This window comes from Micromonospora sp. NPDC048170, assembly GCF_040652795.1.
In the GTDB taxonomy this organism is placed as follows: Bacteria; Actinomycetota; Actinomycetes; order Mycobacteriales; family Micromonosporaceae; genus Micromonospora.
Window position 1 is genome coordinate 196401 of sequence record NZ_JBEZMR010000001.1, and the last position, 26029, is coordinate 222429.

Sequence of the window (26029 nt, forward strand, 5' to 3'; positions counted from 1 at the left end):
CTCGACGAGGCGAGACGGACGGAGCCACCTGCGCATGGCGAGGTTGCCGGTGACACACGCGAACTGCCCTCGATGTGGCGGACGACTGGCCCGCGACAACGACAGTGGACGCTGCGCGCCGTGCCAGGCCGCCGAGCGGGACAGACTGAGCACGCCGCCGGTGGTGCCGGCGACCTTCTGGGAACACGAGCCGGTGCGGCGGGCGCTGGCGGAGCGGCATCTCGGGCGGGTCATCCGGGCGTACCGGTGCCATCCGTACCACGGGCGGGGCGTGTTGCCGCAGACCGTGGTGGCGGGGTGGCTGGGGATCACGCAGGCGCAGCTGAGCCGGGTGGAGAACGGGCCGCCGCTGGTGCACCTGGATCGGCTGTCGCACTGGGCGCAGTTGCTCCGGATCCCGCCCCGATTCCTGTGGTTCAGCCTTCCCGGCCGGTCGAACGAGGTCACGCAACACGCCGCCCTACCCGTGCATCAGGCCAGAATGACAACCCCGCCAGCACTGACTGATGCCGACGTAGCGGCTTCAGAGCAAGGAGGTGGCACTACGGACCGCCGACAGTTCCATGCCCTCGCCGCTCTCGGGGGCATTGCCGCGACCGGCGGCCCCGACCTGCTCGCCGGATCGCACGACGCGGGGAGCATCGGCATGGAGCAGGTGCGCTACGCCAGCTCGCTGGTGGACGAGTTCCGCCGCGCCGACGCGGCGGTCGGCGCCAACCAGCTCTGCGGCCTCGCCATCCGGGTGCACGCACAGCTGTCGGAGTGGGCGGCGAAGGCCACCTACAGCCGGGATGTCGGTGAAGCCCTCCAAGCCACCATCGCCGACCTGGCCATAGAAACCGCCTGGCTCACGATCGACGCGGACCGCCGCCCGGAAGCCAGGGCCTACCTCAATGAAGCGATCACCAGAGCCAGGTTCTCCGATGACCCGCGGATGGAGGTGCGCGCCTTCGCCTATCTCGCGCTGCTGACCTGTCGGGACCGTCCCGGTGAGGCACTGCACGCCGCCGAAGCAGCCCTCCGATCCTCCGCTGGGTGGGGCACCCCACGGCTGGCCACGCTGCTGCACCTGCGTATTGCGAGAACGTACGCCGCCCTGAACGACATGAGCGGTTTCCATCGAGCGATGAGCAAGGCTCACCGCGAGTTCGAGCGTGGTGCCAGTGAAGACGACATGCCGTTCCTTCACTTCGTCACCGCGCAGGAGGTCAAGGGCATCGAGGGCCTCGCCTACCTGGCCCTGGGCAGGCCCGAACGTGCCGCCAGCGCCTTCCGGACCATTACGGAGAACCCCTCCCCCGTTCTCCGGCGCAACCAGATCTACTACTCGGTTCAGCTCGCTGACGCCGCCTACCGACAGGGCAATCTCGACGAGGCTGCGTACACGGCGATGAGCCTGCTGCCTGACATCGGTCAGGTGAGTTCAGCGCGGGTGAGTCTTCACCTCGCGCAAATCCGGTCCAACCTGGGGCAGCCACGGCGGTCGACCGCCGCCACCCGGAAGTTCCTCCAGGCATACGACGAGGCGGTGCACGGATGACCGACGGCTTGGTAGTGCGGCACCACACCATCGAACAGGCGGACGGGCTCATCGACCGGCTCGTCGAGCTCTACCTTCTGGTGTATGTGGACGGCGGCGAGTTCCACAGCGAGGACCGGTACCGCCGCCAGCTCGCCGGCCACATGCAGCGCGATGGCTGGTCTCTCGTCACTGCCACCGTCGACGGCGAGTTGGTCGGTTACATCTACGGGTTCCCGCTACCCGCCGAGACCAGGTGGTGGGGCGGCATCCACGAACCCATCCCGGCCGGGTTCACCGACGAGGACGGCAGGCGGACGTTCGCCATCAGCGAGCTGATGGTCGCCCCCGGCTGGCGCCGCCGAGGGATCGCCAGTTCGCTGCACGACGAGCTACTCGCTGGGCGTACCGAGGAACGGGGCACTCTTCTGGCTGAGCCAGACAACACCCCAGCCCAGTCCGCCTATCGGAGCTGGGGTTGGCGAAAGGTCATCAAGCTCCGGCCCGGCTGGGAGCACGCGCCCACGTATGACGTCCTCGTGAAGCAGCCTTTACCGAGCCCGCGGCCCTCCACCTGCGCATGACGAGCTAGTCCTGCTCGCCCGAAATCCATCCATCTGGGATAAGAGCGTCCCCATCTTCCCGCCAGCGCTCAATGATTGAGTCCTGAAACCAGCGCTCCTCCAGATCTGCGTGCTCCATCACGATTACTTGGAAGTTCGGGGAGAGCCTGGCTACAGAATCTCTCAGAACTTGGTACGCCCGTACTAGGGCCGCACGGTCATCATCTAGCAAAACCTGGGTCCCATCGCCAGCGTAGTCAGAAGGAAAGTAGACTTGCGAAGGTTGGTCGAGGACCAGAACACCCGGGACGGGACGCGCTTCTTCCACAAACCATTCATGCAAAGCCAACAATGCTGCAATATGATAACCTAGCCAGTTTTCACCACTTCCCATTTCGTCAAGCGGAACAGCACCATTTCTCGTATCGGCAATTACTGTTAGGCCACGGACGTCTAGGCGAACCGGATAGTTTGAGTGCTCCAATTTGAGCTGGCGGGCCTTCACCCAAAGGTTCTGGCTGATCAACGAAATGAAAGTGGCGAGAAGGTCAGCGTCTCCGCTACTCGAAAGCCGCCCCTCAAGCTCCAATATCTCTGTTTCCAGGTCTGCCGTGCGGTCTTCGACTACAGCGGTAGAGATTTGCCGATCAAGCGTTTCTAGATAGTAGCCTATCCGACCACGCACTAAAGCTGCACGCGCAGATGCTGCCGCTATCTGCGAAAGGGCGCGATTCGCTGCCTCCAGCTCGTCAATCTCGGCCCGATTCGCCCGCATTCTCTCAACTAGGAGTTGAATCTGAGATTCAAGTTCAGCAATCATCGAATCGATGCGCGGGGTGTCTATTCTGACAGAACTTATCTCTGCGGTGAGCCGCATTAGTTCAGCCGACATGTCGACAACGACCTGATTATGGCTGGTTACGTCACTTCCACATACTGGACATTCGTCCAGCAGGTCATCATTCGATCCCTTGAACAGGCCCAGCGTTGCCAGCCGACCACGCTGCTCACGCGCCTCAGATAAAAACTCGCCGTTCTCCTTGACAGCGCTGCGAAGCTGAGCTAAGCGCATATTCAATGCTGAGTATTCGCCCCGCAGGTCACGACGTTGCTCCACTAACGAAACAAGCCGATCGCCTTGAACCCTCGGCTGCTCTGGGACGCCAGGGAATTGAGTGATGCTGCGGAGCAGCTCAACAGCTTGAGACTCAGTAACTAGCTCCTCTGGCCAATCATCAACTAGCCCCACTTGAGCCGCTTCTGCCAACAGAGCACGCGCCTGGCCTTCGGCACTTCGAGCAGCATGCAACGACGCTGCGATAGCTCGTTGCATGCTCGCGAGCTCTCTCTTCAGCGTACGCACTCGAATAGTCATCGCCGCTTGCTCGAAATTCACAGCTCCCAAGAAATACGGCAGAACCGCACGTATCACTTGGGGCCGCCACTCATCGCCCTGCGAGTGGAAAAGCAGCGCCGGATTAGCCACCTCATTCTGCCCTTGGAAGACAAAGAACAAGCTGTGCCTAATTGAAGGCGGAATAGGGGGCGTGTTTCCAATAGCCGGAATGCGTATGGTTCGGTCAATCCCGCAAAACTCGCTAAGGATATCCCTAACTGAATCTACATTGGCATTAAATTCCAACTGATCGAACACTGGCGCGTAGGTTTCGCCAGGATTCACGACCACATGCATCCGGGTCGTGCTCGCGTTCTTACCCTCTGGCGCTGGGCGTGCAACGAACAACGATTGGTCGCCCTTTACCAGAAGCAAGCCATACCCGCGGGAGTGCTCTCTAATGACTCCGGCCTTGACCGGATGGCCGGTGCTTCCGAGGCAATAATCGATAATGTTCAGAATCGAGCTCTTGCCTCTATGAGAGGCTCCAGTAATAATATTAAGTTGACCCAACCTAAACTTGATCTGACGGACATGACTCTCAATCCCAAAGACAAAAACGCGGGAGATTTGGAAGCTCAAGGCCTCACCCCTAGAAGCGAAAGAATTGTTGACATGCTCCCTGCTTGAGGAAGCCACCGTCCAAGAAAATAAGCAGCTCGTTGAATTTCTATCGTTTCGCTTGTCTCGCCTTTAATTAATTTCGGCACGACACGCGTAGCGTGCAGAGCGCTAGGAGGAGCAAGAACCAACGCCCGCATGCGCATCGCATGTAACATGCCGTTCCGCACCAGAGGGCTATAGGCAGGCACGCTTTGCGCAAGAAACGCCATAGCCTCCGACTCCTTTTCTATCCAACTCACCGCATTTGCAGCTGTCGACTTTGGCAAAGAAAAACGCACCTGCGGCGTCAGGGACATTGTCGCGGCGGTCGCTGCAAGGGCCATATGGCAACCGCGTCCGCGCTCCGCTTCATATCCCTGGGTTGCGCGAATCACTAGGATCCCGACGAACGCAGGATTGTAGAGGCTCCGCTCTTCTCGGCTCAGGAACCCTATGTCAGCCACGGCTGACGCCTACCGGTTCAAGTAGCGAGATCAGCCTTGCCTCGAAATCTGGATGCCAGCCAATCAGTTGCTCATCGGCTAGCATATGAAAAGACCCCTTCGTCACAAATGGCTCACGACATTCAGGACGTATAGGCATGCGAGCGACTTTATCGACCCATTCGTATATCTTCCTGGCCGCCTTAACCTTCTCATCTTCTGCAGCGCTCAATCCGAGCTCTTCTTCCATCTCGGCGAAGTGAGCTGCCCACTCTTCCGTAAGGAGTCGCTCGTAACGCGATATTTCGCCTGGCAGCAGGAGACTCTCCCTCGACCATCGCGATCGCTGCGTATAGGCGCGCAAATAATCTCTAACAGCTAGCTCGATTCGCCGGCTCTTTATGCCGATTAGGCAGAGTTGCTGCACAAAGGCCCTATGCTCGTATTCGAGGCGAGTTGCCGTCAGGGATGCGACATCATCATCAATCGGGAGGTTTTCGGCCCGAAACTGCTGCTGCAGATCGGTAAAGTGCTCATCGAATTCGATTCCATCTATTGGGGCGGCAGTGGGTGCGCGCATAAGCTCGATGCTGCGCTGATTGAACCACCCTTCTAAGCGATTCAAGAAAGGTTCCGCCTTGGCCCGTCCCACCGCCAGGCCGCAAAGACGCAGCAGCTCTGTTCGAGTTTGATCGATGTTCAAGCTTTCGCCGACCGCACTTATGCGGGCCAACAGAGCGCGCTTCTCTTCACCCGTAAGAGCATTAAAGGCATCGAAGTTCTTCTTGGCATCTTTGCTCTTTGATTTTTGTTCAGCTGCTGCGAGAAGCTTAATCGCTGATTCTACATCTCTTGATTCATCCTGCATGTAGTGGGCAGCAGATCCGGCCGAGATTTCGCCAGTTGTCAGAAGGATGAAGCGTGTCTTCGAGAGGTCCACCTCCCGATTCTTGACTGCAATACTCCAGATGCGGAGAGTTTTCCAGAGGTCAGCGCTACTGTCAGTTAATCTGGTTCCCGCAGCACGGTGCTTAAGCTGCCACCTTTTGTTCTCATCGGAGATGACCTCAACGTCGTCGGCTACTTCCACCGACACATGCCAGTTCACTCCGTTCATGTGCTCCCTGACGCTTGCGAGCAACGCGAAGCGAAGCTGATGCAGATACCCTAACGCCGATGCTGAGGCGTCGAAAATGTCGCTACCAGCCATAGCACTCCCCCTACAGGGCCATGTGTTAGTGCCTGACGCGCCACCAGTAGGCGCGTCAGGTCTGCATAATTAATTTCTCCACCCGCTTTGCAATTCTCATTACGCGCTGTGACCGCTGCTGGCCTGGTGACAGTTGATGCCCTCCGACTTGCACTCGATGACAGAGCGGGCAGAACGCCAAGGCGCTTCTAGCGCCACGGTTGCGATTTGCCCTGTTTCAACCACACGTAACGGCTCCTGCTCAGCACTCATCTGCCCCTACCTCCCCACAAGGCGTGCCTGCGACATTACCGGCCTGAGTCCTGCGAGTGGGACCTAGGGGCTTCACCTGTTCATCCCCCATATCGCGCCAATCTGCGCTGTCAATGGTCTACTCCGTCGATGTTGCCCGAGGCAACCCCTGCCCGAGCGCGCTGTTGCCCAGGTCAAAGCGGCAAAGGCCACAGCCAGCAGCACCGGGAACAGCGCTATAGACAACTCCGCGAACGGTGGAGGGCAGAACTGTCATAGACCCGACATCAGGTCCAGGGCTGCCTGCCATAAGGCGACGTTGCAGCCGCAGGAGGTATCTTGCGGTCGTGGCGGATCTTGAGCGGGGCATTTACGAGCACCTCATCACCCGCGAGCTGGCCGACCGCCTCCAGCACGTCGACCCCGCCCTCGTCCAGCACCACAAGCTCGACCCCGCCGACGCCCCCGACGCCCTCGCCCGCCACATCGCCACCTTGGCCCACCGCGCCCTGCACGCCGTCCCCAACGGCGACGAAAAGCTCCGCCGCCAAATCGAGCTCGCCAACCGCATCGCCGACGCCATCGCCGCCGAAAGCCCGCAGGCATCAACGGCACAAGACCAGGTGACCAACGCCAAGCACCTCCTGCACGCCATCGCCGCCCCACCCACCCCGCCCGCACAACCAGCCTTCCCCCAACGCCCCACCACCCCGCTCTCCACCGGCGCCCTACTGGTAAACGGCCGCCACCAGCCACGCATCGGCCACGAGGTCACCCACGAGATGGCGTCCGCAGAGCAAGTCGACCTGCTCTGCGCGTTCATCAAGTGGTACGGCCTGCGCATCGTCGAGCCCGCCATCCGCGAGCTAATCGCCCGGGGCGGCAAGCTGCGGGTCATCACCACCACCTACCTCGGCGCGACCGACCAGCGGGCCCTCGACCGGCTCGCCGAGCTGGGCGCCGAGGTCAAGGTTTCCTACGAAACCAGGACCACCCGGCTGCACGCCAAGGCGTGGCTGTTCCGCCGCCCCAACGGCATGACCACCGCGTACGTCGGATCATCGAACCTGTCGAAGACCGCGCTGATCGACGGCGTGGAGTGGAACGTACGCGTCTCCAACATCGAGCAGCCGCACGTCATCGACACGTTCACCGCCACGTTCGAGGACTACTGGAACGACCCGGCGTTCGAGGGCTACGACGCCAGCAGGGACGCCGAGCGGCTGCGGAACGCCCTCAGCGGGGAGCGGCGCGAGGACTCGCCGACGCAGATCGCCAACCTGGACGTGCGGCCGTACCCGTACCAGGCGGAGATCCTCGCCGATCTGGACGCGGAGCGGCAGGTGCACGGCCGGCACCGGAACCTGGTGGTAATGGCGACCGGCACCGGCAAGACGGTCGTCGCGGCGCTGGACTTCCGGCGCCTGCACCGCAAGGGACAGGTCGACTCGCTGCTCTTCGTCGCCCACCAGGAGCAGATCCTCACCCAGAGTCTGGCGACGTTCCGGCAGGTCATGCTCGACGGCAGCTTCGGCGAAACGCTGGTCGGGGGCAGGACCCCGACCAGGTGGCGGCACGTCTTCGCCTCCATCCAGTCGCTGCACCGGCGGGAGATCGACCCCGAGGCGTACGACATGGTGATCGTCGACGAGTTCCACCACGCGGAGGCACCGACGTACGCCGGTCTGTTGGAGCGGCTTCGGCCGCGCGTACTGCTGGGACTGACGGCGACCCCCGACCGGGCCGACGGTCGGGATGTGCGGCGGTGGTTCGACGGCCGGGTGGCCGTGGAGTTGCATCTGTGGGAGGCGTTGGAGCGGCAGTTGCTCGCGCCGTTCCAGTATTTCGGGCTGCACGACGACGTGGACCTGTCGCGGCTGCGCTGGCAGCGCGGTCAGGGGTACGACCTCGGCGAGCTCGACGGCCTCTACACCGGCAACGACGCCCGGGCGCGGCTGGTGCTGAAGGCGGTACGCGACACGGTCGACGTGGATCGGATGCGGGCGCTCGGGTTCTGCGTGAGCATCGCCCACGCCCGGTTCATGGCGGAGTGGTTCACCCGGCACGGCGTGCCGTCGGCGGCGGTGACCTCCCAGGTCGACCGGCCGGTGCAGCATGACCTGCTGCGGGAGTTCAAGGCTGGCAAGCTGCGGGTGCTCTTCACCGTCGACCTGTTCAACGAGGGCGTCGACCTGCCGATGGTCGACACGATCCTGATGCTGCGGCCCACCGAGAGCGCCACGATCTTCCTTCAGCAGCTCGGCCGCGGGCTGCGCCTGGACGACGACAAGCCCTGCCTGACGGTGCTCGACTTCATCGGCGGGCAGCACGCCAACTTCCGTTTCGACCTGCGCTGGCGGGCGCTGACCGGGGTCAGCCGCCGGGCGATCAGGGACGCCGTCGAGCAGGACTTCCCCTCGCTGCCCAGCGGATGCCACATCCAACTGGACCCGGTCGCCCGCAGAGTCGTGCTCGACAACCTGCGCACGGTCATGCCGACGTCGAAAAACGGACTGCTGGCGGAACTACGACACCTCGGGGACGTCAGCCTCGCCGAGTTCCTGCGCGAGACCGGCGTGGAGGTCGAGGACGTGTACCGGTCGGCAAGCATCGGTGGGTGGACCGGGCTGCGCCGGCTCGCCGGGGTGGAGACCTCGACGCCCGGGTCTGACGACCGGGAGTTGGGCCGGGCCATCGGGCGGATGCTGCACCTCGACGACCCGGACCGCCTGGACCTGCTGTCCCGGGTGGCGGCGGGCGAGTGGCCCAGTCCCGGGCGGCTGTGGGACATGCTGCACTTCGACCTCTGGGGGCCGAACGCCTCGCTGGCCGCACGGGAGGAGCGGCTGGCGCGGCTCTGGGCTGAACCGGCCCGCTGCGCCGAGCTGCGGCAGGTGGCCGAGGTGCTGCGCGACCGGATCCACCGGGTCACGCCGGAGCCGTTGTCGGCGGCGGTGCCGCTGCGGGTGCATGCCCGCTACAGCCGCAACGAGGCGTGCGCCGCCTTCGGGATGCCGAATCCGGGGTCGCTGCGGGAGGGGGTGAAGTGGCTGCCCGACGCCCAGGCCGACCTCTTCTTCGTCACCCTGGTCAAGTCGGAGCAGCACTACTCCCCCACCACCATGTACGCCGACCGGGCCATCACCGACAGCCTGTTCCAGTGGGAGTCGCAGAGCACCACGTCGTCGGCCTCGGTGACCGGCCAGCGGTACATCCACCACGCCTCGCGCGGGTCGACGGTGCACCTGTTCGTGCGGGAGACGCGGGTGGCGGATCGCGATCTGGGCGCACCGGCCTACCTCTACGCCGGCCCGATGACCTACCGCGAGCACACCGGGGATCGGCCCATGCGCATCATCTGGCGGCTGGCGCACGCCCTTCCCGCCGACGTGTACGCCACCGCCCGAGCCATCGCCGCATGAGCAGCCGCCAAGAGGTGTTAGACCGGCTGACCTCGCTGCGCCTGCACCACCAGCGCGGCCGGCGGGCGCCACACAAGCCGCTGCTGGTGTTGCTGGCGCTCGGGCAGCTCACCCGGAACGGCTCCAGCGAGCTGCCGTGGTCGCAGGCGCAGGAGCGGCTCAGCGCGGACTAGGAATGCGGCTTGTCGACGTACCCGATCTCCTCCAGCTTGTCGTCAATGAGCCGGTAGGTGGCCGTCCGTTCGATCACCAACTCGACCATTGAGGCGTCGTCGGGTCGGGTCAGGTAGACCACCTGCGCCTGGCCGGCACTGATGGTGATCTTCTCGATCGGGGTGCGGTCGCCGAGATCGACCGTGCCGACATAGGCCGGGGCGCCCTTGACGTTGCGCCAGAGCACGATGCCCCAGAACTTGCCCGTCCCGCCGCCGTCGAGCATGACCGCGCGCAGCGCGTCGGCGGCGCCGTCGCCGGTCAGGTCACCGATCGCGCACGGCGGTTGCAGGGCGACCACCACGCCGTCCTCACCGGCCCAGCGCCCCTCGGTCAGCGGGATCGGATCGGGGTAGTTGTTGTACCGCACCTTGGTACTGCCCAGCTCCGATTCGGCCACCTGGTCGCAGGTCAGCGCGGGGACCTTCGCGGGCTGCGCGGCGGGCGGCGAGACGTTGTCGTTCGCGCTGCTGCCGTCGCCGAACGGCGGGTCGGCCACCGGTGAGTCCGACGGCACGGTCGTACCGCCGGGGCCTGACGTGGCGCCGCCGTTGATCTCGACCTTGCACCCGCCCGCCACGAGGACCAGGGCGAGCGCGGCCAGCGGCAGCAGCGTCCTGCGCATGGTTGTTCCTTTCGATGAAGTGGGCCGCAGCGTAGTGCGCCCCCGCCAGTCTCGGACCGCCACCGCGTTTAGTCGCGCGGGCCGTCGTCGAGGCCCCACAACGCGGCGACCTGGTCCCGGTGTCACAGCCGGGTGATAGCAACGGCTTCATGATCAGCATTCGGCACGGCGATCTGCTCGACGCGGACGTCGAAGCGCTCGTCAACCCCGTCAACACCGTCGGCGTGATGGGAAAGGGCCTCGCCCTCGCCTTCAAGCAGGCCCACCCCGCGAACTTCACCGCATACCGCGCCGCGTGCGCCGCCGGCACCGTCCACCTCGGGCGCATGTTCGTGTACGACTCGGGTGCGCCAGGCCGGCACCGCTACGTCATCAACTTCCCGACCAAGGGCCACTGGCGCTCCCAGTCGCGTCGCGCTGACATCGAATCCGGGCTGCTCGATCTGGTCCGCGTCCTCCGCGACAACCACATCGCCTCGGTGGCGGTTCCGGCGCTCGGCTGCGGCAACGGTGGCCTCGACTGGGCCGAGGTCCGCCCCCTGATCGAAGCCACCCTCGCCGACCTGCCGGGCGTGCGGGTGTCCCTGCATCCGCCGGAGGAACGGCGTCACGGGGCGGCGGGCGCGAGTGCCTACTCAAGGTAGATGTCGACGTCCTTCGTCGGACCGCAACCAGAACGTCGGCCTACCGCTACGCCGACCTGACCCGCCAGGAGCACACCGGCGACCGACCGGCGAATCCTCTGGCGGCTGGCGCACGCCCTCCCCCGCCGACGTGTATGCCACCGCCCGGGCGATCGCCCCGAGGCGGCCGAGCCTGGCGGGGTGTGTGAGCGCTCAGGCGGCGTCGGAGTTCGGGGCGAACCTCACGTCCAGCCGCATGTCGAGAGCCCGTGCGAGACGCTCCAGGACCGGCAGGGTCGGCACGGTACCGCCAGCCTCGAACCGGGCCACGGCAGACTGGGTCATGCCGGCGGCCCGCGCCAACTGGTCCTGGCTCCAGCCGTTGTGTTCCCGCAGATGTCGCACATCCTGCCCGAGCTCGAAGGCAATGCGCGTCGCCTCGTACGCTTCGGCAGCCCCGGGCTCCGCCATCCGGCGGTCGCGCAGGTCGTTCCAGTCGACGCGATCACTCATCGCTACGCCCCCTCGTTCACGGTGTGAAACTCCGCCACGCATCGCTCGAGCGCTCGCCGGGCTCGTTCTATCTCCCGGTCCTCCCGCATACGGGTCTTGCGAAACACGGTCAGCAGGATGATCCGCCGCTCGGAGGCTATCCAGTACGTGACCCGGACCGCATTGCGCTCCAGGTAGAAGCGCAACTCCCGCAGCTTGCCGTGGAGCTGTCGAGAATGAGGCTCCCCGAGCAACACTCCCCTGCTCGCAAGCAGGTCGATATAGAACGCGGCTCGCGCGAAGTCACAGCGTGAGTGCCTGCTCAAGGTAGGTGTCGACGTCCGTCGCGTGGTAGACCCGCTCACTCTCCTCGATCCCGTCGAGGAACATCGCGTACACCGCTGCCATCCGCAGCGCCGCGACCGGCCGCAGCAGTTCCACGGCCCGTTCCGGCTCGCACCCCGGCACCTCGGCCCGCCACCGCCCACACCACTCGGAGAGCACCGGGGAGGCGGCGGCATCAGGTAGCCCCTCGACCAGCCGCAGCACGTCGAACGCCGGGTGTCCCACGAACGAGTCCCCCCAGTCGATGACCACGTGCCGGCCGGCGAAGGCGCGCACGTTGCCGGGGTGCAGGTCCCCGTGCACCAGCGTCTCCGGCAGCCCGCACCCGCGCACCTCGTCGAGCCTTGCCGGCAACCCCGCCAGCAGGGCTTCCACGGTGGAGGAGCCGGCCAGCCGGGACCGGATCCAGCCCGGCAGGGCGTGGCCGCGCAGGTCGGGTACGCCCGTCGCGACCAGTTCCGCCACGTCCGGGACGGACCGCACCTGCACCGGGTGGAAGCCGGCGGCCATCGCCAGCCGCTCCCCGATGGGCGCGCCGTAGCGATCCTCGCCGGGCACGTGGTCGAGCAGCATCCGGCCGTCGCCGTCGTCGGCGAGCAGCGTCGGCGCCCTCCCCGGCACCGTGCGGCCGAGCCAGCGCAGCACGGCGGCCTCGTGCCGGAAGAACACCGGCACCTGCTTCAGCCAGGCCGTGCCGCCCGGGCCGTCGAGCCGCCAGATGGCCGACAGGTTCCAGGTGCGCTGCTGGGTGGTGGTCTCCACCGGGCGGCCGAGCCGCCGCAGCTCTCCCGTCGCCCAGGCGAGGCTGCGCGCCGGGCCGCCGGGCTCGGCGTAGGGGGCCCGCAGCGGGTCCGCCGCGAGTGGGACGTGCGCCGGCAGGAGCGGCGTGCTCGGCGGCGAGGCGACCTGCCCGAGGTACGTCACCGCGCCACCCGTCGCCTGCGGCCCGGCTCCGGTCAGCAGGCGCAGCACGGCCACCTCGACGCCGTACCGCCGACGGGCCTCCGCCACGACGGGAGCGACCTCCTGCCACCAGGGCGACGCCACGTCGAACGGCGGCAGTGCGCCCAGTGGTGCGCCGGTGGCATCCACCAGGACGAGGGTCACGATGCGGGACACGCCGGCACGCTACCGCCGGCCCGCGAGCCTCGGCGACCGGTTAAGCCGGCGGCCGGGAGCACCGCCGGTCAGCGCGACCGGACGCCGGGGGCAGCGCGGGTCAGCGCGGCCGGTGGCAGGGAGCGCCGCTGGTCAGCGGGAGAGGATGGCGACGATCTCGGCGTACCCGCGCTGACGGGCGTGCTCCAGCGCGTCGACGCCGTCGCGGTCGGGCTGCTGGACGCGCGCGCCGGCGGCCACGAGGATCTCCGCGATCTCCTGGTACGGCCGGCTGCCGTCGCCGAGGATCACGCACTCCAGCAGGGCCGTCCAGCCGAGGTTGTTGACGTGGTTGACGTCGATGCCGGTGCGGACGACCCGCCGGACGTAGTCGACGTGGCCGCGTTCGCTGGCGGGGATGACGGAGATCCCGCCGTAGCGGTTCACGATCGTGAGGTCCGGCTTGGCGGGCAGCAGCACCTCCAGCATCGCGACGCTGCCGGTCACGCCGGTCACCAGCCACGGGGTGTCGTGCTGGTCGTCGAGCGCGTCCGGGTCCGCGCCCGCCTCGACGAGGATCCGGGCGGCCTCGACGTGGTCGTTCGCGGCGGCCAGCAGCAGCGGCGTACGCCGTCGGGCGTCGCGGGCCTCGATGTCGGCGCCGGCGGCCAGCGCCGCGCGTACCGTCGTCGGGTCGCCGGTGTTCGCGGCGGCGAGCAGGTCCTGGTCGGTGGATGCGGTCATGGTGGCCTCCGGGGCGGGTGTGGTCTCGGGCCGGGTGCAGCCGGCCGTCGCGAGGGAGAGCGTGAGGGCGAGGGCGAGCAGGGCGCGGGCGCGGCGTCTCACAGTCGGATCAGCTTCCGTTCGACGGCGGCGTGCACCGCCGCGGTACGCGAGTCGACGCCGAGCTTGGCGTAGATGCGGACCAGGTGGGTCTTGACGGTGGCCTCGCTGATGAACAGCCGTCGGCTGATCTCCTTGTTGGCGTGGCCGCGGGCGAGCAGCGTGAGGATCTCCACCTCCCGGGCGCTGAGGTTCTCCTGCGGGCCGCGCATCCGGTTCATCAGGCGGGCGGCGACCGGCGGGGACAGGACGGTCTGCCCGGCCGCGGCGGCGTGCACGGCGCGGAAGAGGTCGTCGGGCGGGCAGTCCTTGAGCAGGTATCCGGTCGCGCCGGCCTCGACGGCGCGCACGATGTCCTCCTGGGTGTCGTACGTGGTGAGGACCAGCACGCGCGGCGGGTCGGGCAGGGCGAGGAGGTTGGTGGTGGCGACGGCGCCGTCGACCCCGTCGCCGAGTTGCAGGTCCATCAGCACCACGTCGGGGCGCAGCGCGGCGGCCTGCCGGACGGCGTCGTCGGCCGTGGACGCCTCGGCGACCACTGTCATGTCCGGCCGGCTGCCCAGCAGCGCCCGCAGCCCGGCGCGGACGACCGGGTGGTCGTCGACCAGGATCAGCCGCAGCGGGGGCGTCACCGGGTGTCCCGCAGCGGCAGGCTGACGGCGAGCGCGGTGCCCTCGCCGGGTGCGCTCTCGACGGCGAGGGTGCCGCCGAGATGCGCTATCCGCTCCCGGATGCCGGTCAGCCCGAACCCGCTGGTCACCGTGGGGTCGAAGCCTGTGCCGTCGTCGTACACGTCGAGCATCACCTCCTGGTCGCCGTAGGTCAGCGTCACGGCGGCCTGTCGTGCCTGCGCGTGGCTGCGGACGTTGGCCAGGGCGCTCTGCGCCACCCGCAGCAGGGCGACCTCGTTGTCGACGCCCAGCGGCGCGACCGTGCCGGTCACGGCGAACCGGACCGGGGTCCCGGTGTCGCGCTCGGCCGCCGCGCACAGCCGCCGCAGGGCGTCGGTCAGGGAGGCGCCGTCGAGTGCCGGCGAGGCCAGGCCACGCACGAAGCGGCGTGCCTCGGCCAGGTTCTCCCGGGCCGTCGCGGCGGCCTGCCGCACGTGCCCGCGGGCCTGTTCCGGCTCGGCGTCCCAGTCGTGGTCGGCGGCCTGGAGCAGCAGGTTCATGCTCGACAGGCCCTGGGCGAGGGTGTCGTGGATCTCCCGGGAGAGCCGGGCCCGTTCCGCCAGCGCCCCGGCCTCGTGCTGGCTGCGGTCGAGCTCGTCGCGGGCGGCCAGGAGGTCGTCGAGGGCGCGCTGCCGGGCCCGGTTCTGCCGGTCGAGTTCGAGGAAGACGACGGTGGTGATGGCGGCCACGCCCACCGGCCCGAGCACCAGGCTGGGGTCGAGCCGGTCGGCCAGCCGGACCTGCGCGACGATGACCGCGCCGGTCAGCAGCCCGGCCAGCGGCCAGACCGCGCGGCGCGGGAGCTGGCGCAGGCCCACGAAGAACAGCGGGATCGACACGAGGGCGAAGCTCGGCGCGACGAGCACCAGCGCGAGGAACACGACGAGCATCGCCGCGAAGCGCGTTCCGGGCGCGAACCGCCCCAGCTCGTTCACGGCGTACGCGGCCAGCAGTGCCCCGGTCAGCGCCAGCACCAGGGCGGTGCGGTCGTCCCAGCTGTGGCGTACGACATAGCGGGAGGCGGCGGCGGCCAGCAGGAGCAGGAATCCCCACCGCATCGCCGGGCGCAGCGGGTCCGTCCGCATCGTGTCCACCTCCCGCCCCACGATCAGATGATCTTGACAAAGTCCAGCGTACGGCAGTTTTGGCCCGGATGAATCAACCATCCGATGTAACGGGGTTGCATCGAGCGCGCCATGTGGGCACCCCGCGTCGCGGCGAGGGTGGGAGGTGCCAGTTCGACCTGACGCCTCGACCGGAGGAGCACCACATGATCAAGAACATCCGCCGCCGGGCGGCGCTCGGCCTGGGCGCCGGAGCCCTGGGCCTCGTCGCCGTCACCGGCGTCGCCGTCAACGCCTCCGCCGCCGGGCCGGCAGCGGAGGCGAAGACCACCACCGGGTCGGTGGTGGCGGCGAAGCCCGCCGCGCCGGCCGCCCGGGGCGACGTCGTCGCCAACCCGTCGCTCGACATCGACGCGGCGCTGCGCGCGGCGCAGGCGACCCTGAAGGCGGCCGAGAAGGACGGCCACCGGGTCACCGTCGTCGTCCTCGACCGGTCCGGCACCGTCCAGGTGCAGCTCAAGGGCGACGGCGCGGGCCCGCAGACCGCCGAGTCCGCGACGCGCAAGGCGTTCACCGCCGCCTCGTTCGGCCAGCCGACCTCCGCGCTCGCCGGCCGGGTCACCGGGCCGGGCGCCACCCTGCGCGACATGCCCGGGACGCTGTTCCTCGCCGGCGGCGTGCCGGTTTCCGTCGACCAGCAGGTCGTCGGCGCCATCGGGGTCGGCGGCGCACCCTCGGGCGACCTCGACGAGCGGTACGCCGACGCGGGGGCCGCCACGCTCCGCTGATCGGTTCACGGGCACAGGGGTCGGGCTCCACGAGCCCGACCCCTGTCGTTCGTACGGTCGCCGAGGCGCCCTTCCACGCAACACCGTGACGGTCCGCTGACTCACCGCCACGGCTCACGCCGCCCGCCATCCGGGACGCCGGACATGCCGTACACACGGTAATCAAATCGACCGTTACCGTAGTCCGGATGCGGCGATGGGAGCGTGAGTCCTGAGTGTTGCGCATCAGCGTGCTCGGTCCGGTGCAGGTGTCCGACGGCGACCGACCCGTACGGTTGGGGCCGAAACTGGTGGAACTGCTCGCGATCCTCCTGGTCGAGGCGGGTTCGGCGGTGCCGGCGTCCCGGGTCGTCGAGCTGATGTGGGGCGTGACGTCACCGGCGGGCGCCCGGGCGACACTCCGGAGCCACGTGTACCACCTGCGCCGGGCGCTGCGGGCCGACGGCGATCCGGTGCTGCGGACGGTCGGATCGGGAGGCGGTGTCGCCTACCGCCTCGACCTGCCGGACGACGCCGTCGACGCCGACCGCTTCGAGCGTTGGTGCGTGGAGGGCCGCCGACTCGTCTCGGCCGGCGAGAACGACCTGACCGAGCAGGGCGTGGCGAGACTCCGGGGCGCGCTGGCGCTGTGGCGTGGCCCGGCCTTCGCCGACGTGGCCGACCGCCCGTTCGTACGGCCGAGGGTCGCGCGGCTGGAGGCGGCACGCCGGGCGGCCCGCCGCGACTGCGCCGAAGGGCTCGCCGCGCTCGGGCGGCACGCCGAGGCGATCACGCAACTGTCCGGAGCCCTCGTCGACGACCCGTACGACGAGCGGGTGCGCCGGTTGTTCGCGTTGGCGCTCTACGCCGAGCAGCGGGTCGACGAGGCCGCCGAGGTGTGCCGGGAGGGCCTCGTACTGCTGGGCGAACGGGGGCTGGACGCGCCGGAGTTGCAGGCCCTCCAGCGGGACATCCTCCGCCGCCGGTTGCCGTCGCCTCGCGTACCGGCGGAGCAGGTGAAGCCGGCCCGGCCGTGCCTGCTGCCGCCCGACCCGCCGCAGTTCGTCGGCCGCGCCGGGGAACTCGCCGCGGCCCGGCGGCTCCTGCTCGACGCACCGGACGGCTCCCCGACCGTCCTGGTCAGCGGGCTGGCCGGCGTGGGCAAGACCCTCTTCGCGGTGTGCCTGGCCCACAGCGTGCGCGACGACTTCCCGGACGGCCAGTTGTACGTGGACCTGCGCGGCTACGACCCGGTCGGCACGCCGACGAGCCCGGGCGAGGCGGTACGCGGCTTCCTCGACGCGCTCGCCGTGCCGCCCGAGCGGGTGCCGGCGACCCTGGAGGCGCAGACCGGGCTCTACCGCAGCCTGCTCGCCGGTCGCCGGGTCCTCGTCGTGGTCGACAACGTCCGCGAGGTCGAGCAGGCCCGCCCGCTGCTGCCGGGTGCGGCCGGCTGCGCCACGGTGGTGGTCAGCCGCAACCAGCTTTCCGGCCTCGTGGTCGCCGAGGGCGCCCGGCCGCTGCGGCTCGACCTGCTCACCACGGGTGAGTCCCACGAGCTGCTCCGCCGCCGGGTGGGCAGGGCCCGGCTGGCCGGGGAGGCGGCGGCGGTCGAGCAGATCATCGACGCGTGTGGGCGGCTGCCGCTGGCGTTGGCCATCGTGGCGGCCCGGGCGGCGAGCCATCCCGAGTTCGCCCTGGCCGCGCTCGCCGGGGAGCTGCGCGCGGGCGGGGGCGGCCTCGACGCGTTCGCCGTGGGCGACACCGACGTCCGGGCGGTGTTCTCGTGGTCGTACCACGCGCTGCCGCCGGCGTCGGCCCGACTGTTCCGGCTGCTGGCGCTGCACCCCGGCCCGGACGTCACGGTCGAGTCCGCGGCCAGCCTCGCCGTGTCGCCCGTCGAGGAGGCACGGGTGGCGATGCGGGACCTGGCGGCGGCGCACCTGGTCGTCGAGCACGTCCCGGGCCGGTACGCGCTGCACGACCTGCTGCGCGCGTACGCCGACGAGCTGACTCCGGCCGGCGACGGTGAGCGGCCCTCGGCGCTGCGCCGGGTGCTGGACCACTGCCTGCACACGGCGACGGGTGCCGACCGGCTGCTCTGGCCACACCGGGATCCGCTGGAGGCGCCCCCGGCCGTCGCGGGCGTACGCCCGGAGGTGTTCGCGGACCGGGAGGCGGCCCTGGGATGGTTCACCGCCGAGCACCGGGTGCTGCTCGCCGCGCTCGACCGGGCGGAGCGCTCCGGCCTGGACGGGCACGTGTGGCGGCTCGCCTGGGCCATGGCCAACTTCTTCGCCCGACGGGGCCACTGGCTGGACTGGGTGCGGGTCGGTGAGTCCTCGGTGGCCGCGGCGCGGCGGCAGGGCGACCAGGCGGCCGAGGCGGAGGCGTACCGGATCCGGGGCGGCGCCCACGTGCGGCTGCGCGACTTCGACGCGGCGCGGGCGGACTACGGGCGGGCGCTGGAGCTGTTCGGCCGGCTCGGTGACCTCGTGGGTCAGGGGTTCACCTGCCGCAGCCTCGGCTGGCTGTGCGAGCAGCGGGGCGACATCCGCGACGCGCTCCGACACGACCTGCGGGCGCTGGAGTTGTTCGAGCGCGCCGGTCACGAGCGGGGGGTGGCCAACACGCACAACTCGGTGGGCTGGTGCCACGCGCTGCTCGGCGACCACGAGCAGGCGATCGACCACTGTCGCCGCGCGCTGGCCCTGCTCGACCGTCTCGGCGACCCGGTCGGCATGGCGGGAGCCCTGGACAGCCTCGGGTACGCCTACCGCCAGGTCGACCTCCGCGAGGCGCTGGCCTGCTACCAGCGGGCCCTCGGGCTCTACCGGGGGCTCGGCGACCGGATGAACGAGGCGCTCACCCTGCGCAACCTGGGCGAGGCCCAGCACGGCGGCGGCGAGATCGACGCCGCCCGGGAGTCGTGGCGGCAGGCGCTGGACATCTTCACCGGCCTCGACCACCCGGACGCCGAGCAGGTCCGAGCGCTGCTGAATGAGGCGCCCGCACCGTGAACCCCCCGGGGGCTGGCCCGGTTGGGCCAGCCCCCGGGTTGGCGGTGTGCTCAGCCCGCATCCTCGACGTCGGCGGTGGACCCGGCGTCCGCCGGCGGCCGATAGGGCAGGCAGGTGCTGTGGTGCTGCTCGAAGCGCTGCTGGAACGGCGTGGCGAGCGGATGGTTGCGCAGCGCCAGGATGTTCTCGTCGTTCTGCCGCAGCGCCCGGTAGGTGAGGTTGTGGCTGCCTGTGTAGAGCGTCGACTGACCGCCCCGGCGGATGATCATGAACTTCTCGTGCATCGGGATTCCTCCGGCGGCGGTGTAGCCGCACAGGTGGACCGGCATCGCGCGGGCGAGATCCACCAGTGCCTTCATCGGCGGGCCGGCGTCGTGCGGCCGACCCGAGGTGGCGCCGGTGACGATCCGGACCTGGCAGCCCCGGCTCCGCGCGGCCTTCAGCTCCTTCACCACGGCCGCCCGCTGGATCCGGAAGTTCGCCAGGTCGATGCTGGTTCCCCCGGAGCAGTTGGTCGACTTCAACAGGCTGGCGATCGGGTCGTTGCTCGCGCTGCCCGGCGTTCTGCCTGCGGCCTCCCGGCGGGGGAAGGTGTAGACGCGGTGCGTGCCCACCGTCGTGGTCCGGCCGTAGTTGGGGCTGGTCCGGCCGGAGCTGCCGTACCGCATGAGGTCGTTGAAGTAGCCGAGGTAGGTGCTGTACAGGCCGGCGTGGCTGATGGTGAGGGCGTTCTCGTAGGCCCGGTAGTGGTCGAGGTTCGCCGAGGAGACGTAGAGGACGTTGCGCGCCGTCCCGCCGCCCGCCAGTCGCACGCTGGAGATGGTCATGAACTTGTCGTGCAGCAGCGGCGGGTTGTTCAGCGGCGCCGCTCCCGTACGGGTGCTCATGCAGCCACGGGTGGACTGCCCGTCGGAGCGCCGCTGGCCGCACGTCACGAGCCGAACGTTGGGGATCGACTTGAGCGCCGTGTGGTGGTCGGTCCCGACCTGGCTGCCGTTGATGACGACCCGCACCCGTACGCCCCGGGCGGCGGCACCGCGCAGGGCGTCGACGATCTCCTGCCGGTTGAAGAAATAGAGGGTGAGGGAGAGTGTCGCCCCGGCCGGGGCGGCATTGATGAGCCGGCTGACGTGACCCACGAGTCCGCCGTGCATGTCGCTGTCGGTCTTCTGGTTGAACCAGGCGTAGTTCCGCACCTCCGTGGCGGCGATGGGGACCACCGCCGCGGCGGCTGCCGGAACCTCCCCGGTGGGGCTGGCCGCGCTGGCCGGGGCGATCGGCAGGGACAGCGCCGTCGTCGCGGCGACCGCCATGGCGAGGCCGCGTAGACCCGCACTTCTGGTCATCCGCCGCTCACCTCCCCGGCCCGGATCACCGGCGGTTGCGATGTACATGAGATCGATGCCTCCCCGCTCTCCTGTCCAGCGGCTGGCCCCCGTCAGTGGTGCCGGTGCCGGTGTCCGTCCAGATGGAGAAACGCCGCCCGGGTCCCACGGTCCAGCCGCTGGTCGATGGGTCGGGACGGGTGCGTTGCCGCGCAGCCGTCCCGCGTTGCCGTCAACGATCGCGGCGCGGCGTGGAAACCCGGTGGAAGGAACGTGGAAGCGGCGGCCAGCGCCCCGGTCAGTGCCGGCGGGTGCGGGCCAGGGTGCCGACAACGGCGAGGGAGGCGACCGCCGCCCCCGTGACCACCACGGCCATCGGTACGGCGCTGCCCTCCCCGCCCAGCCCGACCAGCGGCGCGGCCGTCGCCGCCACCAGCGACTGGATCGTGCCGAGCAGGGCGGCGGCCGTACCGGCGTGGGCGGCATGCCGGTCCAGGGCGAGCGCGGTGCCGTTCGGCATCACCATGCCGAGCGACCCGACGAAGACGAAGAGCGTCACCGCCACCAGCGGCAGGCTGCCGAGCAGCGTGCCCACGAGCAGGACGGCGGCGGCCAGCACCCCCACGCCCAACGGCCACACCAGCAGCGGGCGGGGCTCGAAGCGGTCCAGCAGGCGGGCGTTGAGCTGGCCGGCGGCGACCAGGGCGAGCGAGTTGACGCCGAAGATGAGGCTGAACGCGCCGGCCGAGACGCCGAAGACGTCCTGGAACACGAAGGACGACCCGGAGATGTAGGCGAACAGCGCGGCGAAGGCGAGGCCCTGCGCGAGCGCGTACCCCAGGAAGATCCGGTCGGTGAGCAGTGAGCGGCCGGCGGCGGCCGTGGCGGCGAGGCCGCCGGTGCTGCGCCGCGAGGCGGGCAGCGTCTCCGGCAGCCGCCACGCGACGGCGGCGGCGAGCAGCGCGCCGATCACGGCGAGGGCGACGAAGACGGTACGCCAGTCCCCGAAGCGCAGCACCAGGCTGCCGAAGGCGGGCGCGGCCATCGGGGCGATGCCGAAGATCAGGGTGAGGCGGGAGAAGTACTTCGCGGCGTCCCGGCCGGCGTAGAGGTCGCGGACGACGGCGCGGGCGACGACCACGCCCATGCCGCCGGCGAAGCCCTGCGCGAGCCGCGCCGCCGCCAGGGTCTCGGCCGACGGCACGGCCGCGCAGAGCAACGACAACAGGGTGTACGCGCCGACGCCGACAAGCACGGGTCGGCGCCGCCCGAAGCGGTCGCTGAGCGGGCCGGTGACGAACTGGCCGAGGGCCATGCCGATGAGGCAGGTGGTCAGCGAGAGCTGGATCTGCGCCTGGCTGGCGGACAGGTCTCGGGTCATCTCGGGGAACGCCGGCAGGTAGGTGTCCAGGGAGAGCGGCCCGACCGCGGTGAGCGCGCCGAGCAGCACCAGCAGCCCGACGGCGGCCCGGCCGGTGGGCACGGCGACGCGCTCGCCCGGTCGGACGGGCGGCGCGGTGGCGTGCGGCATGGCGGTCCCCTCGCTGGCGGCTCGGCCCGCATACGATAGCTCTGACAACAGAGCTGTTGAGCCGTGAAGGGCATGCCTGTGACGGACGAGACGGTCGACCAGCTCGGCGGGGCGCTCGGCGACCTGCACCGGATGCTGCGCCGGGCGGCCAGCCAGCGGGCCGGCCGGGTCGCCCTGCCGGACGCCCAGGTCGAGGTGCTGCGGCTGGTGCAGCGGCGACCCGGGATCGGCGTCCGCGAGGCCGCCGAGCGGCTCGGCACCGCGCCGAACACGATCAGCACGCTCGTCGGCGAGCTGACCACCGCCGGCCTGCTGCACCGGCACCGGGACCCGGCCGACCGACGCACCGTCCGCCTGGAACTGACCGACGCGGCCCGGGAACGCATCGCCGCGTACGGGCGGCACCGGCGTGACCTGCTCGGCGCCGCCCTGGCCGAGCTGGACACCCCGGACCGGGAGACACTGCTCGCCGCCGCCCCGGCGCTGCGTCACCTCGCCGACCGGATGGCGGGACAGGGCTGAACCGGCGTTCCCCGGCACGTCGGACTTCGACGTTACGGTGACGGTGGACCGTCGAGTCTGGAGGTCGCGGGCCGCGGCCGGGGCGCCGGCAGTCAGAAGTCGACTCGGCGGGGATACCCGTCGGCCTCCCGCGCCCACTGTTCGGCGGCCAGAGAGAGGGCGTCGGCGGACACGATGAGCGTCAACGGGTAGACCGCGCCGAGCGGCTGCCGTCGCAGCCACGGCGGCAGCGACTCGTACGAGAACTCGACGGTCAGCGCCAGCCGGCGACGCCGTAGCACCCGGGCGCGGAAGGCCAGGTTGGGCTCGGTGAAGCGTGCCACCGCCGAGGGCTCCGCCGGGTCGCCGGTCGTCTCGGCCTGCTGCCGCAGCCAACCCGCCAGCGTGTACGCCTCGGCCACCGTCAGGCAGGGTTCGAGGTGCGACCAGGCCTGCCCGTCGGCCGTGCGGGCGTCGGTCTCGACGAGCAGCCAGTCGTCCCAGCCCGCCGCCTCGTCCGGGTCGTCGGGCGGCTCGACCCCGGGCTGGTAGCCCACCGGCCGGATCCTCACCCGGGCGCCGTCGTCGGAGCGGATCTCCATCGCCCCATCATGGCCGATCCGCCCCACTCATGTGGAGACGTCCGCGCAGCTCAGGGCGTCACGACGGCCGGTCAGCGGACCGGGTCGTGGGTGCCGCGCGGCACGTCGGGCCGGCAGCGGCGCAGCCGGTCGGCGGCCATCCGTCCGCCGACGGCCAGCCCGTGCCGCTCCACGGCGGCCAGCCCGTACGCGCTGCACGTCGGGGTGTAGCGGCACTGCCCCGGCCAGCGGTGCGACAGCCAGCGCCGGTAGCCGACGATCGCGGCCCGCCCGGCCCGGTCCACGAGCGGCGCCCGCCCTGCCACGGCCGTCGGCGGCGCCGAGGTTCGGCCGGGTGCCACGAGCCGGGCGAGCAGCGCGCCGAGGGTGAGCAGGAACGAGAAGAGCCCCAGGTCGCAGCAGGGTATGTCGCAGTTGCACGCGTCGCAGTTGTCGAAGCGGCTCTTCTTCTTGCGACTCTTCCTGCGGTGCGGGTCATGCTTCACATTGATCACGGGGAACATCATGCGACGGCCGCGCCACCCTCGGGTCAGGCGCCTCGAATACGGCGTCGCCGTTGAGGTAGCGCCCCGGGGAGGTGCCGACGGTGCGGCGGAACGCCGCAAGAAACGCGCTCGGTGTCGCGTATCCCACGCCGTGTGCGACCCGGGACACGGGCTGGCCTTCCGCGAGGAGGGGCAGGGCGGCCCGTAGCCGCACGTGGGTACGCCAGCGATCGAAGCTCATGCCCGTATCGCGGACGAACAGCCGTGTCAGGGTGCGTCGGCTCACTCCGACGGCCCGAGCGTGCGCTTCGAGGCCGCGCGGGTCGGCGGGATCCGCGAACACCGTGTCGGCCACGGCGCAGACGCGTTCGTCGACGGGACGCGGCACGTCGATGGGCATGACCGGCAGAGGGCGCAGTAGATCCAGTACGACCGCCTCGGCCCGCAGTCGCGCGTCATCGGCGAGGTCGTCTCGGCTGAGGTAGCCGATCAGGTGGGCCAGCAGCCCGTCGACGCCGACCGGCGTGGGCTCTGTCCAGTCCAGACCGCAGCGGTCTGGTTGGAGGTAGAGGCTGCACAGCACCGCGTCGCGGGTCGCACCGGTGCGGTGGACGATCCCCGCAGGCAACCACAGCGCCCGGGTGGGCGGCAGGACCCAGTAGGTGTCGTCGACGGCGACGCCGAGCACACCGCGTCGCGTCCAGGCCAACTGGTGCTGCGGGTGGCTGTGCGGGCTTATCCACTGCCCGGACGACAACGGAAAGTGCCCAACGACGATCGCTCCCACCCCGGGTGGGACGGCGCCTACGACGGCCTCGGTCATGCGCCCCACCGTATGTCCTCAATGCGATATCGCATGGCCTCATAACGGATTGTGGCCAGAGCGACCCGGTGAATAGCGTCATCACATGCCGATCAGTCACCCGCGCCACTGGCGCTGTCACGGTACGGACGCCCCCGCCACATCCACGGGACATGGTTCATGACCTCAGCATCAACGGCTGCCGCCAGCACGGGCCGCCGCCGATCGGCGCTGATCGTGCTGTGCCTCGTGCAGTTCATGCTCGTCCTGGACGACACCGTGGTGAGCGTCGCCCTCCCCAGCGTCCGGGACGATCTCGGCTTCGGCACCGCGGGCCTGGCCTGGGTCGTCAACGCGTACTTCCTCGCCTTCGGCGGGCTGCTGTTGCTGTCCGGACGCGCGGCCGACCTGCTGGGCCGCCGACGCGTCTTCCTCGGCGGCGTGGCGCTGTTCGGTGCCGCGAGCCTCGCCTGCGGGCTCGCCCAGGAACCCTGGCAACTCGTGGCCGGACGGTTCGCCCAGGGCACCGGCGCGGCCATGGCCAGCCCCGCCGCGCTGTCACTGATCACCCTCCTGTTCCCCGGCACCAGGGAGCGCGCCAAGGCGCTCAGCATCTGGGGCGGCATCGCCGGTCTGGGCGGCACGACGGGCCTGGTGATCTCCGGTGCGCTGACCGACCTCACCTCCTGGCGCTGGATCTTTCTGATCAACCTGCCCGTGGCCGTCCTGGCCCTCGCGCTGCTCCCGCGCCTGGTCGCCGAGAGCCGCGCCACCCGCCAGGCGCGCCTCGACGTGCCGGGCGCGGTGCTGGGCGCCGGCGCCGTCCTGTCCCTGGTCTACGGCCTGCTCCAGGCCATCGAATCGGGCTGGGACGACGCGGCCGTCGTCGGACCGCTGCTCCTTGCCGCCGTCCTGACCGTCTTGTTCCTCACGGTCGAGTCACGCACGGCCGAGCCACTGGTGCCATTGGCGTTCCTGGCGTTCCGGCCCCGGGCCGTCGCCAACGGCGCGACCCTGCTGTTCTCCGCCGCCTTCTACGCCATGGCCTTCCTGCTGATGATTCACCTGCAGACCGTGCTCGGCTACGGCCCGCTCAAGGCGGGCGTCGCCTACCTGCCCTACGGCGCTGGAATCCTCGCGGGCATGTGGCTCTGCTCCCATGCGGTGATCAGGCTCGGGATGCGCCGGATCCTCGTCGTGTCGTTCCTGATCAGTGCAGCGGGACTGCTGCTGCTGTCCGGCGTGGCGCCGAACGACAGCTATGCATCCGGCGTGCTGCCGGGAATGCTCGTCACGAGCCTCGGATGTGGCCTGAGCCTGCCCGCCCTGACGGTAGCCGCGGTCACGGGTACCACCGAGGAGAACGCCGGTCTCGGCTCGGCCGTCCTCAGCTCTGTCCAGCAGGTCGGTGGCGCGGTGGGCCTGGCCGTACTGGTCACCCTGGCAGCACGCCGCAGCGACGCCCTGGCCGACTCGACCAGTCCGCTGGCCGCCGCGACGGAAGGCTTCTCGTTCGCACTCACCGTCGCTGCCGCCGTCCTCGTGCTCGGCGCCGTCCTCATCGCCACGCTGCTCGGAAGCCACCGCGCAGAATCCGCAGCCGACGCCCGCAAGACTTCCGCAACGCCCGGGTAG

Annotated in this window: 23 protein-coding genes and 1 pseudogene; 9 read left to right on the forward strand and 15 right to left on the reverse strand. The window is 69.7% G+C overall.

What is annotated here, in order from left to right:
• The first annotated feature begins 160 nt into the window (after positions 1-160).
• On the forward strand, positions 161-1540 hold the full coding sequence (locus tag AB0D32_RS00825; protein WP_357082692.1) for a hypothetical protein: 1380 nt from the start codon (positions 161-163) through the stop codon (positions 1538-1540).
• Positions 1537-2103, forward strand: coding sequence for a GNAT family N-acetyltransferase (locus AB0D32_RS00830; protein WP_357082695.1), 567 nt, complete (start codon positions 1537-1539; stop codon positions 2101-2103). The genes AB0D32_RS00825 and AB0D32_RS00830 overlap by 4 nt, the downstream gene beginning before the upstream one ends.
• Positions 2104-2107: 4 nt before the next feature.
• Here the strand turns inward: AB0D32_RS00830 and AB0D32_RS00835 are convergent, their stop codons facing one another.
• Genes AB0D32_RS00835 through AB0D32_RS00845 form a run of 3 tightly spaced genes read right to left on the reverse strand, consistent with a single transcriptional unit; the run spans position 2108 to position 5734 of the window.
• Positions 2108-4060 carry a DUF3732 domain-containing protein gene (locus AB0D32_RS00835; RefSeq protein ID WP_357082698.1) on the reverse strand — a complete coding sequence of 651 codons (1953 nt, stop codon included), beginning with the start codon at positions 4058-4060 and terminating at the stop codon, positions 2108-2110.
• A complete protein-coding gene (locus tag AB0D32_RS00840) occupies positions 4057-4545 on the reverse strand; it encodes a three component ABC system middle component (RefSeq protein ID WP_357082701.1) in 489 nt (162 codons plus the stop codon). The genes AB0D32_RS00835 and AB0D32_RS00840 overlap by 4 nt, the downstream gene beginning before the upstream one ends.
• Positions 4538-5734: an ABC-three component system protein gene (locus tag AB0D32_RS00845; RefSeq protein WP_357082704.1), complete on the reverse strand. Its 1197-nt coding sequence runs from the start codon at positions 5732-5734 to the stop codon at positions 4538-4540. Before AB0D32_RS00845 ends, AB0D32_RS00840 begins: the two co-directional genes overlap by 8 nt.
• Positions 5735-6312: 578 nt before the next feature.
• On the opposite strand from AB0D32_RS00845, the gene AB0D32_RS00850 reads away from it, so the two are divergent.
• Positions 6313-9387, forward strand: a complete 3075-nt coding sequence (locus AB0D32_RS00850) for a DUF3427 domain-containing protein (protein ID WP_357082707.1) — start codon at positions 6313-6315, stop codon at positions 9385-9387.
• Positions 9384-9551: pseudogene (locus AB0D32_RS00855) on the forward strand (restriction endonuclease); the annotation flags it as partial. The gene AB0D32_RS00850 and the pseudogene AB0D32_RS00855, both read left to right, overlap by 4 nt.
• A gap of 5 nt (positions 9552-9556) precedes the next feature.
• Here the strand turns inward: AB0D32_RS00855 and AB0D32_RS00860 are convergent.
• Positions 9557-10225, reverse strand: coding sequence for a hypothetical protein (locus AB0D32_RS00860; RefSeq protein ID WP_357082710.1), 669 nt, complete (start codon positions 10223-10225; stop codon positions 9557-9559).
• Positions 10226-10374: 149 nt separating this feature from the next.
• On the opposite strand from AB0D32_RS00860, the gene AB0D32_RS00865 reads away from it, so the two are divergent.
• Positions 10375-10869 carry a macro domain-containing protein gene (locus AB0D32_RS00865; RefSeq protein ID WP_357082713.1) on the forward strand — a complete coding sequence of 165 codons (495 nt, stop codon included), beginning with the start codon at positions 10375-10377 and terminating at the stop codon, positions 10867-10869.
• Positions 10870-11061: 192 nt separating this feature from the next.
• On the opposite strand, the gene AB0D32_RS00870 is transcribed toward AB0D32_RS00865, so the two are convergent.
• From AB0D32_RS00870 to AB0D32_RS00895, 6 genes are all read right to left on the reverse strand, one after another.
• A complete protein-coding gene (locus AB0D32_RS00870) occupies positions 11062-11361 on the reverse strand; it encodes a helix-turn-helix transcriptional regulator (RefSeq protein ID WP_357082716.1) in 300 nt (99 codons plus the stop codon).
• Positions 11362-11363: 2 nt separating this feature from the next.
• Positions 11364-11705, reverse strand: coding sequence for a type II toxin-antitoxin system RelE/ParE family toxin (locus AB0D32_RS00875; RefSeq protein WP_357082719.1), 342 nt, complete (start codon positions 11703-11705; stop codon positions 11364-11366).
• Positions 11644-12804 (reverse strand): aminoglycoside phosphotransferase family protein, encoded by a 1161-nt coding sequence (locus tag AB0D32_RS00880; protein ID WP_357082722.1) that lies wholly within the window; start codon positions 12802-12804, stop codon positions 11644-11646. Before AB0D32_RS00880 ends, AB0D32_RS00875 begins: the two co-directional genes overlap by 62 nt.
• A gap of 132 nt (positions 12805-12936) precedes the next feature.
• On the reverse strand, positions 12937-13629 hold the full coding sequence (locus AB0D32_RS00885; RefSeq protein WP_357082725.1) for an ankyrin repeat domain-containing protein: 693 nt from the start codon (positions 13627-13629) through the stop codon (positions 12937-12939).
• Positions 13626-14258 (reverse strand): response regulator transcription factor, encoded by a 633-nt coding sequence (locus AB0D32_RS00890; protein WP_357082728.1) that lies wholly within the window; start codon positions 14256-14258, stop codon positions 13626-13628. Before AB0D32_RS00890 ends, AB0D32_RS00885 begins: the two co-directional genes overlap by 4 nt.
• The gene (locus AB0D32_RS00895) at positions 14255-15382 is read right to left on the reverse strand and encodes a sensor histidine kinase (protein WP_357082731.1); all 1128 of its coding nucleotides are present in this window, start codon (positions 15380-15382) and stop codon (positions 14255-14257) included. Before AB0D32_RS00895 ends, AB0D32_RS00890 begins: the two co-directional genes overlap by 4 nt.
• 185 nt (positions 15383-15567) lie before the next feature.
• Between AB0D32_RS00895 and AB0D32_RS00900 the strand changes: the two genes are divergently transcribed.
• Complete coding sequence (locus AB0D32_RS00900) at positions 15568-16149, forward strand: heme-binding protein (RefSeq protein ID WP_357082734.1); 582 nt, start codon at positions 15568-15570, stop codon at positions 16147-16149.
• A 215-nt stretch (positions 16150-16364) separates the two neighbouring features.
• On the forward strand, positions 16365-19148 hold the full coding sequence (locus AB0D32_RS00905) for a BTAD domain-containing putative transcriptional regulator (RefSeq protein ID WP_357082737.1): 2784 nt from the start codon (positions 16365-16367) through the stop codon (positions 19146-19148).
• 50 nt (positions 19149-19198) lie between these two features.
• Here the strand turns inward: AB0D32_RS00905 and AB0D32_RS00910 are convergent, their stop codons facing one another.
• Positions 19199-20494: a phosphatidylserine/phosphatidylglycerophosphate/cardiolipin synthase family protein gene (locus tag AB0D32_RS00910; RefSeq protein WP_357082740.1), complete on the reverse strand. Its 1296-nt coding sequence runs from the start codon at positions 20492-20494 to the stop codon at positions 19199-19201.
• Positions 20495-20771: 277 nt separating this feature from the next.
• Positions 20772-22004, reverse strand: coding sequence for a multidrug effflux MFS transporter (locus AB0D32_RS00915; protein WP_357082743.1), 1233 nt, complete (start codon positions 22002-22004; stop codon positions 20772-20774).
• A 132-nt stretch (positions 22005-22136) separates the two neighbouring features.
• On the opposite strand from AB0D32_RS00915, the gene AB0D32_RS00920 reads away from it, so the two are divergent.
• The gene (locus AB0D32_RS00920; protein WP_357084146.1) at positions 22137-22526 is read left to right on the forward strand and encodes a MarR family transcriptional regulator; all 390 of its coding nucleotides are present in this window, start codon (positions 22137-22139) and stop codon (positions 22524-22526) included.
• Positions 22527-22618: 92 nt separating this feature from the next.
• Here AB0D32_RS00920 and AB0D32_RS00925 read toward each other — a convergent pair whose 3' ends face one another.
• The 3 genes from AB0D32_RS00925 to AB0D32_RS00935 all read right to left on the reverse strand — a co-directional run bounded on the left by AB0D32_RS00925 (position 22619) and on the right by AB0D32_RS00935 (position 24415).
• Positions 22619-23107, reverse strand: coding sequence for a hypothetical protein (locus AB0D32_RS00925; RefSeq protein ID WP_357082747.1), 489 nt, complete (start codon positions 23105-23107; stop codon positions 22619-22621).
• 71 nt (positions 23108-23178) lie between these two features.
• The gene (gene yidD, locus AB0D32_RS00930) at positions 23179-23610 is read right to left on the reverse strand and encodes a membrane protein insertion efficiency factor YidD (RefSeq protein ID WP_357084149.1); all 432 of its coding nucleotides are present in this window, start codon (positions 23608-23610) and stop codon (positions 23179-23181) included.
• The gene (locus AB0D32_RS00935) at positions 23582-24415 is read right to left on the reverse strand and encodes a helix-turn-helix transcriptional regulator (protein WP_357082749.1); all 834 of its coding nucleotides are present in this window, start codon (positions 24413-24415) and stop codon (positions 23582-23584) included. The genes yidD and AB0D32_RS00935 overlap by 29 nt, the downstream gene beginning before the upstream one ends.
• Positions 24416-24574: 159 nt before the next feature.
• Between AB0D32_RS00935 and AB0D32_RS00940 the strand changes: the two genes are divergently transcribed.
• Positions 24575-26029, forward strand: a complete 1455-nt coding sequence (locus AB0D32_RS00940; RefSeq protein ID WP_357082752.1) for an MFS transporter — start codon at positions 24575-24577, stop codon at positions 26027-26029.

Coding starts and splice junctions, on each gene's coding strand:
- AB0D32_RS00830 (WP_357082695.1), top strand. CDS start 1,537: ATGACCGACGGCTTGGTAGTGCGGCACCACACCATCGAACAGGCGGAC.
- AB0D32_RS00845 (WP_357082704.1), bottom strand. CDS start 5,734: ATGGCTGGTAGCGACATTTTCGACGCCTCAGCATCGGCGTTAGGGTAT.
- AB0D32_RS00860 (WP_357082710.1), bottom strand. CDS start 10,225: ATGCGCAGGACGCTGCTGCCGCTGGCCGCGCTCGCCCTGGTCCTCGTG.
- AB0D32_RS00865 (WP_357082713.1), top strand. CDS start 10,375: ATGATCAGCATTCGGCACGGCGATCTGCTCGACGCGGACGTCGAAGCG.
- AB0D32_RS00870 (WP_357082716.1), bottom strand. CDS start 11,361: ATGAGTGATCGCGTCGACTGGAACGACCTGCGCGACCGCCGGATGGCG.
- AB0D32_RS00895 (WP_357082731.1), bottom strand. CDS start 15,382: ATGCGGACGGACCCGCTGCGCCCGGCGATGCGGTGGGGATTCCTGCTC.
- AB0D32_RS00900 (WP_357082734.1), top strand. CDS start 15,568: ATGATCAAGAACATCCGCCGCCGGGCGGCGCTCGGCCTGGGCGCCGGA.
- AB0D32_RS00910 (WP_357082740.1), bottom strand. CDS start 20,494: ATGACCAGAAGTGCGGGTCTACGCGGCCTCGCCATGGCGGTCGCCGCG.
- AB0D32_RS00915 (WP_357082743.1), bottom strand. CDS start 22,004: ATGCCGCACGCCACCGCGCCGCCCGTCCGACCGGGCGAGCGCGTCGCC.
- AB0D32_RS00920 (WP_357084146.1), top strand. CDS start 22,137: ATGCTGCGCCGGGCGGCCAGCCAGCGGGCCGGCCGGGTCGCCCTGCCG.
- AB0D32_RS00925 (WP_357082747.1), bottom strand. CDS start 23,107: ATGGAGATCCGCTCCGACGACGGCGCCCGGGTGAGGATCCGGCCGGTG.
- yidD (WP_357084149.1), bottom strand. CDS start 23,610: ATGTTCCCCGTGATCAATGTGAAGCATGACCCGCACCGCAGGAAGAGT.
- AB0D32_RS00935 (WP_357082749.1), bottom strand. CDS start 24,415: ATGACCGAGGCCGTCGTAGGCGCCGTCCCACCCGGGGTGGGAGCGATC.
- AB0D32_RS00940 (WP_357082752.1), top strand. CDS start 24,575: ATGACCTCAGCATCAACGGCTGCCGCCAGCACGGGCCGCCGCCGATCG.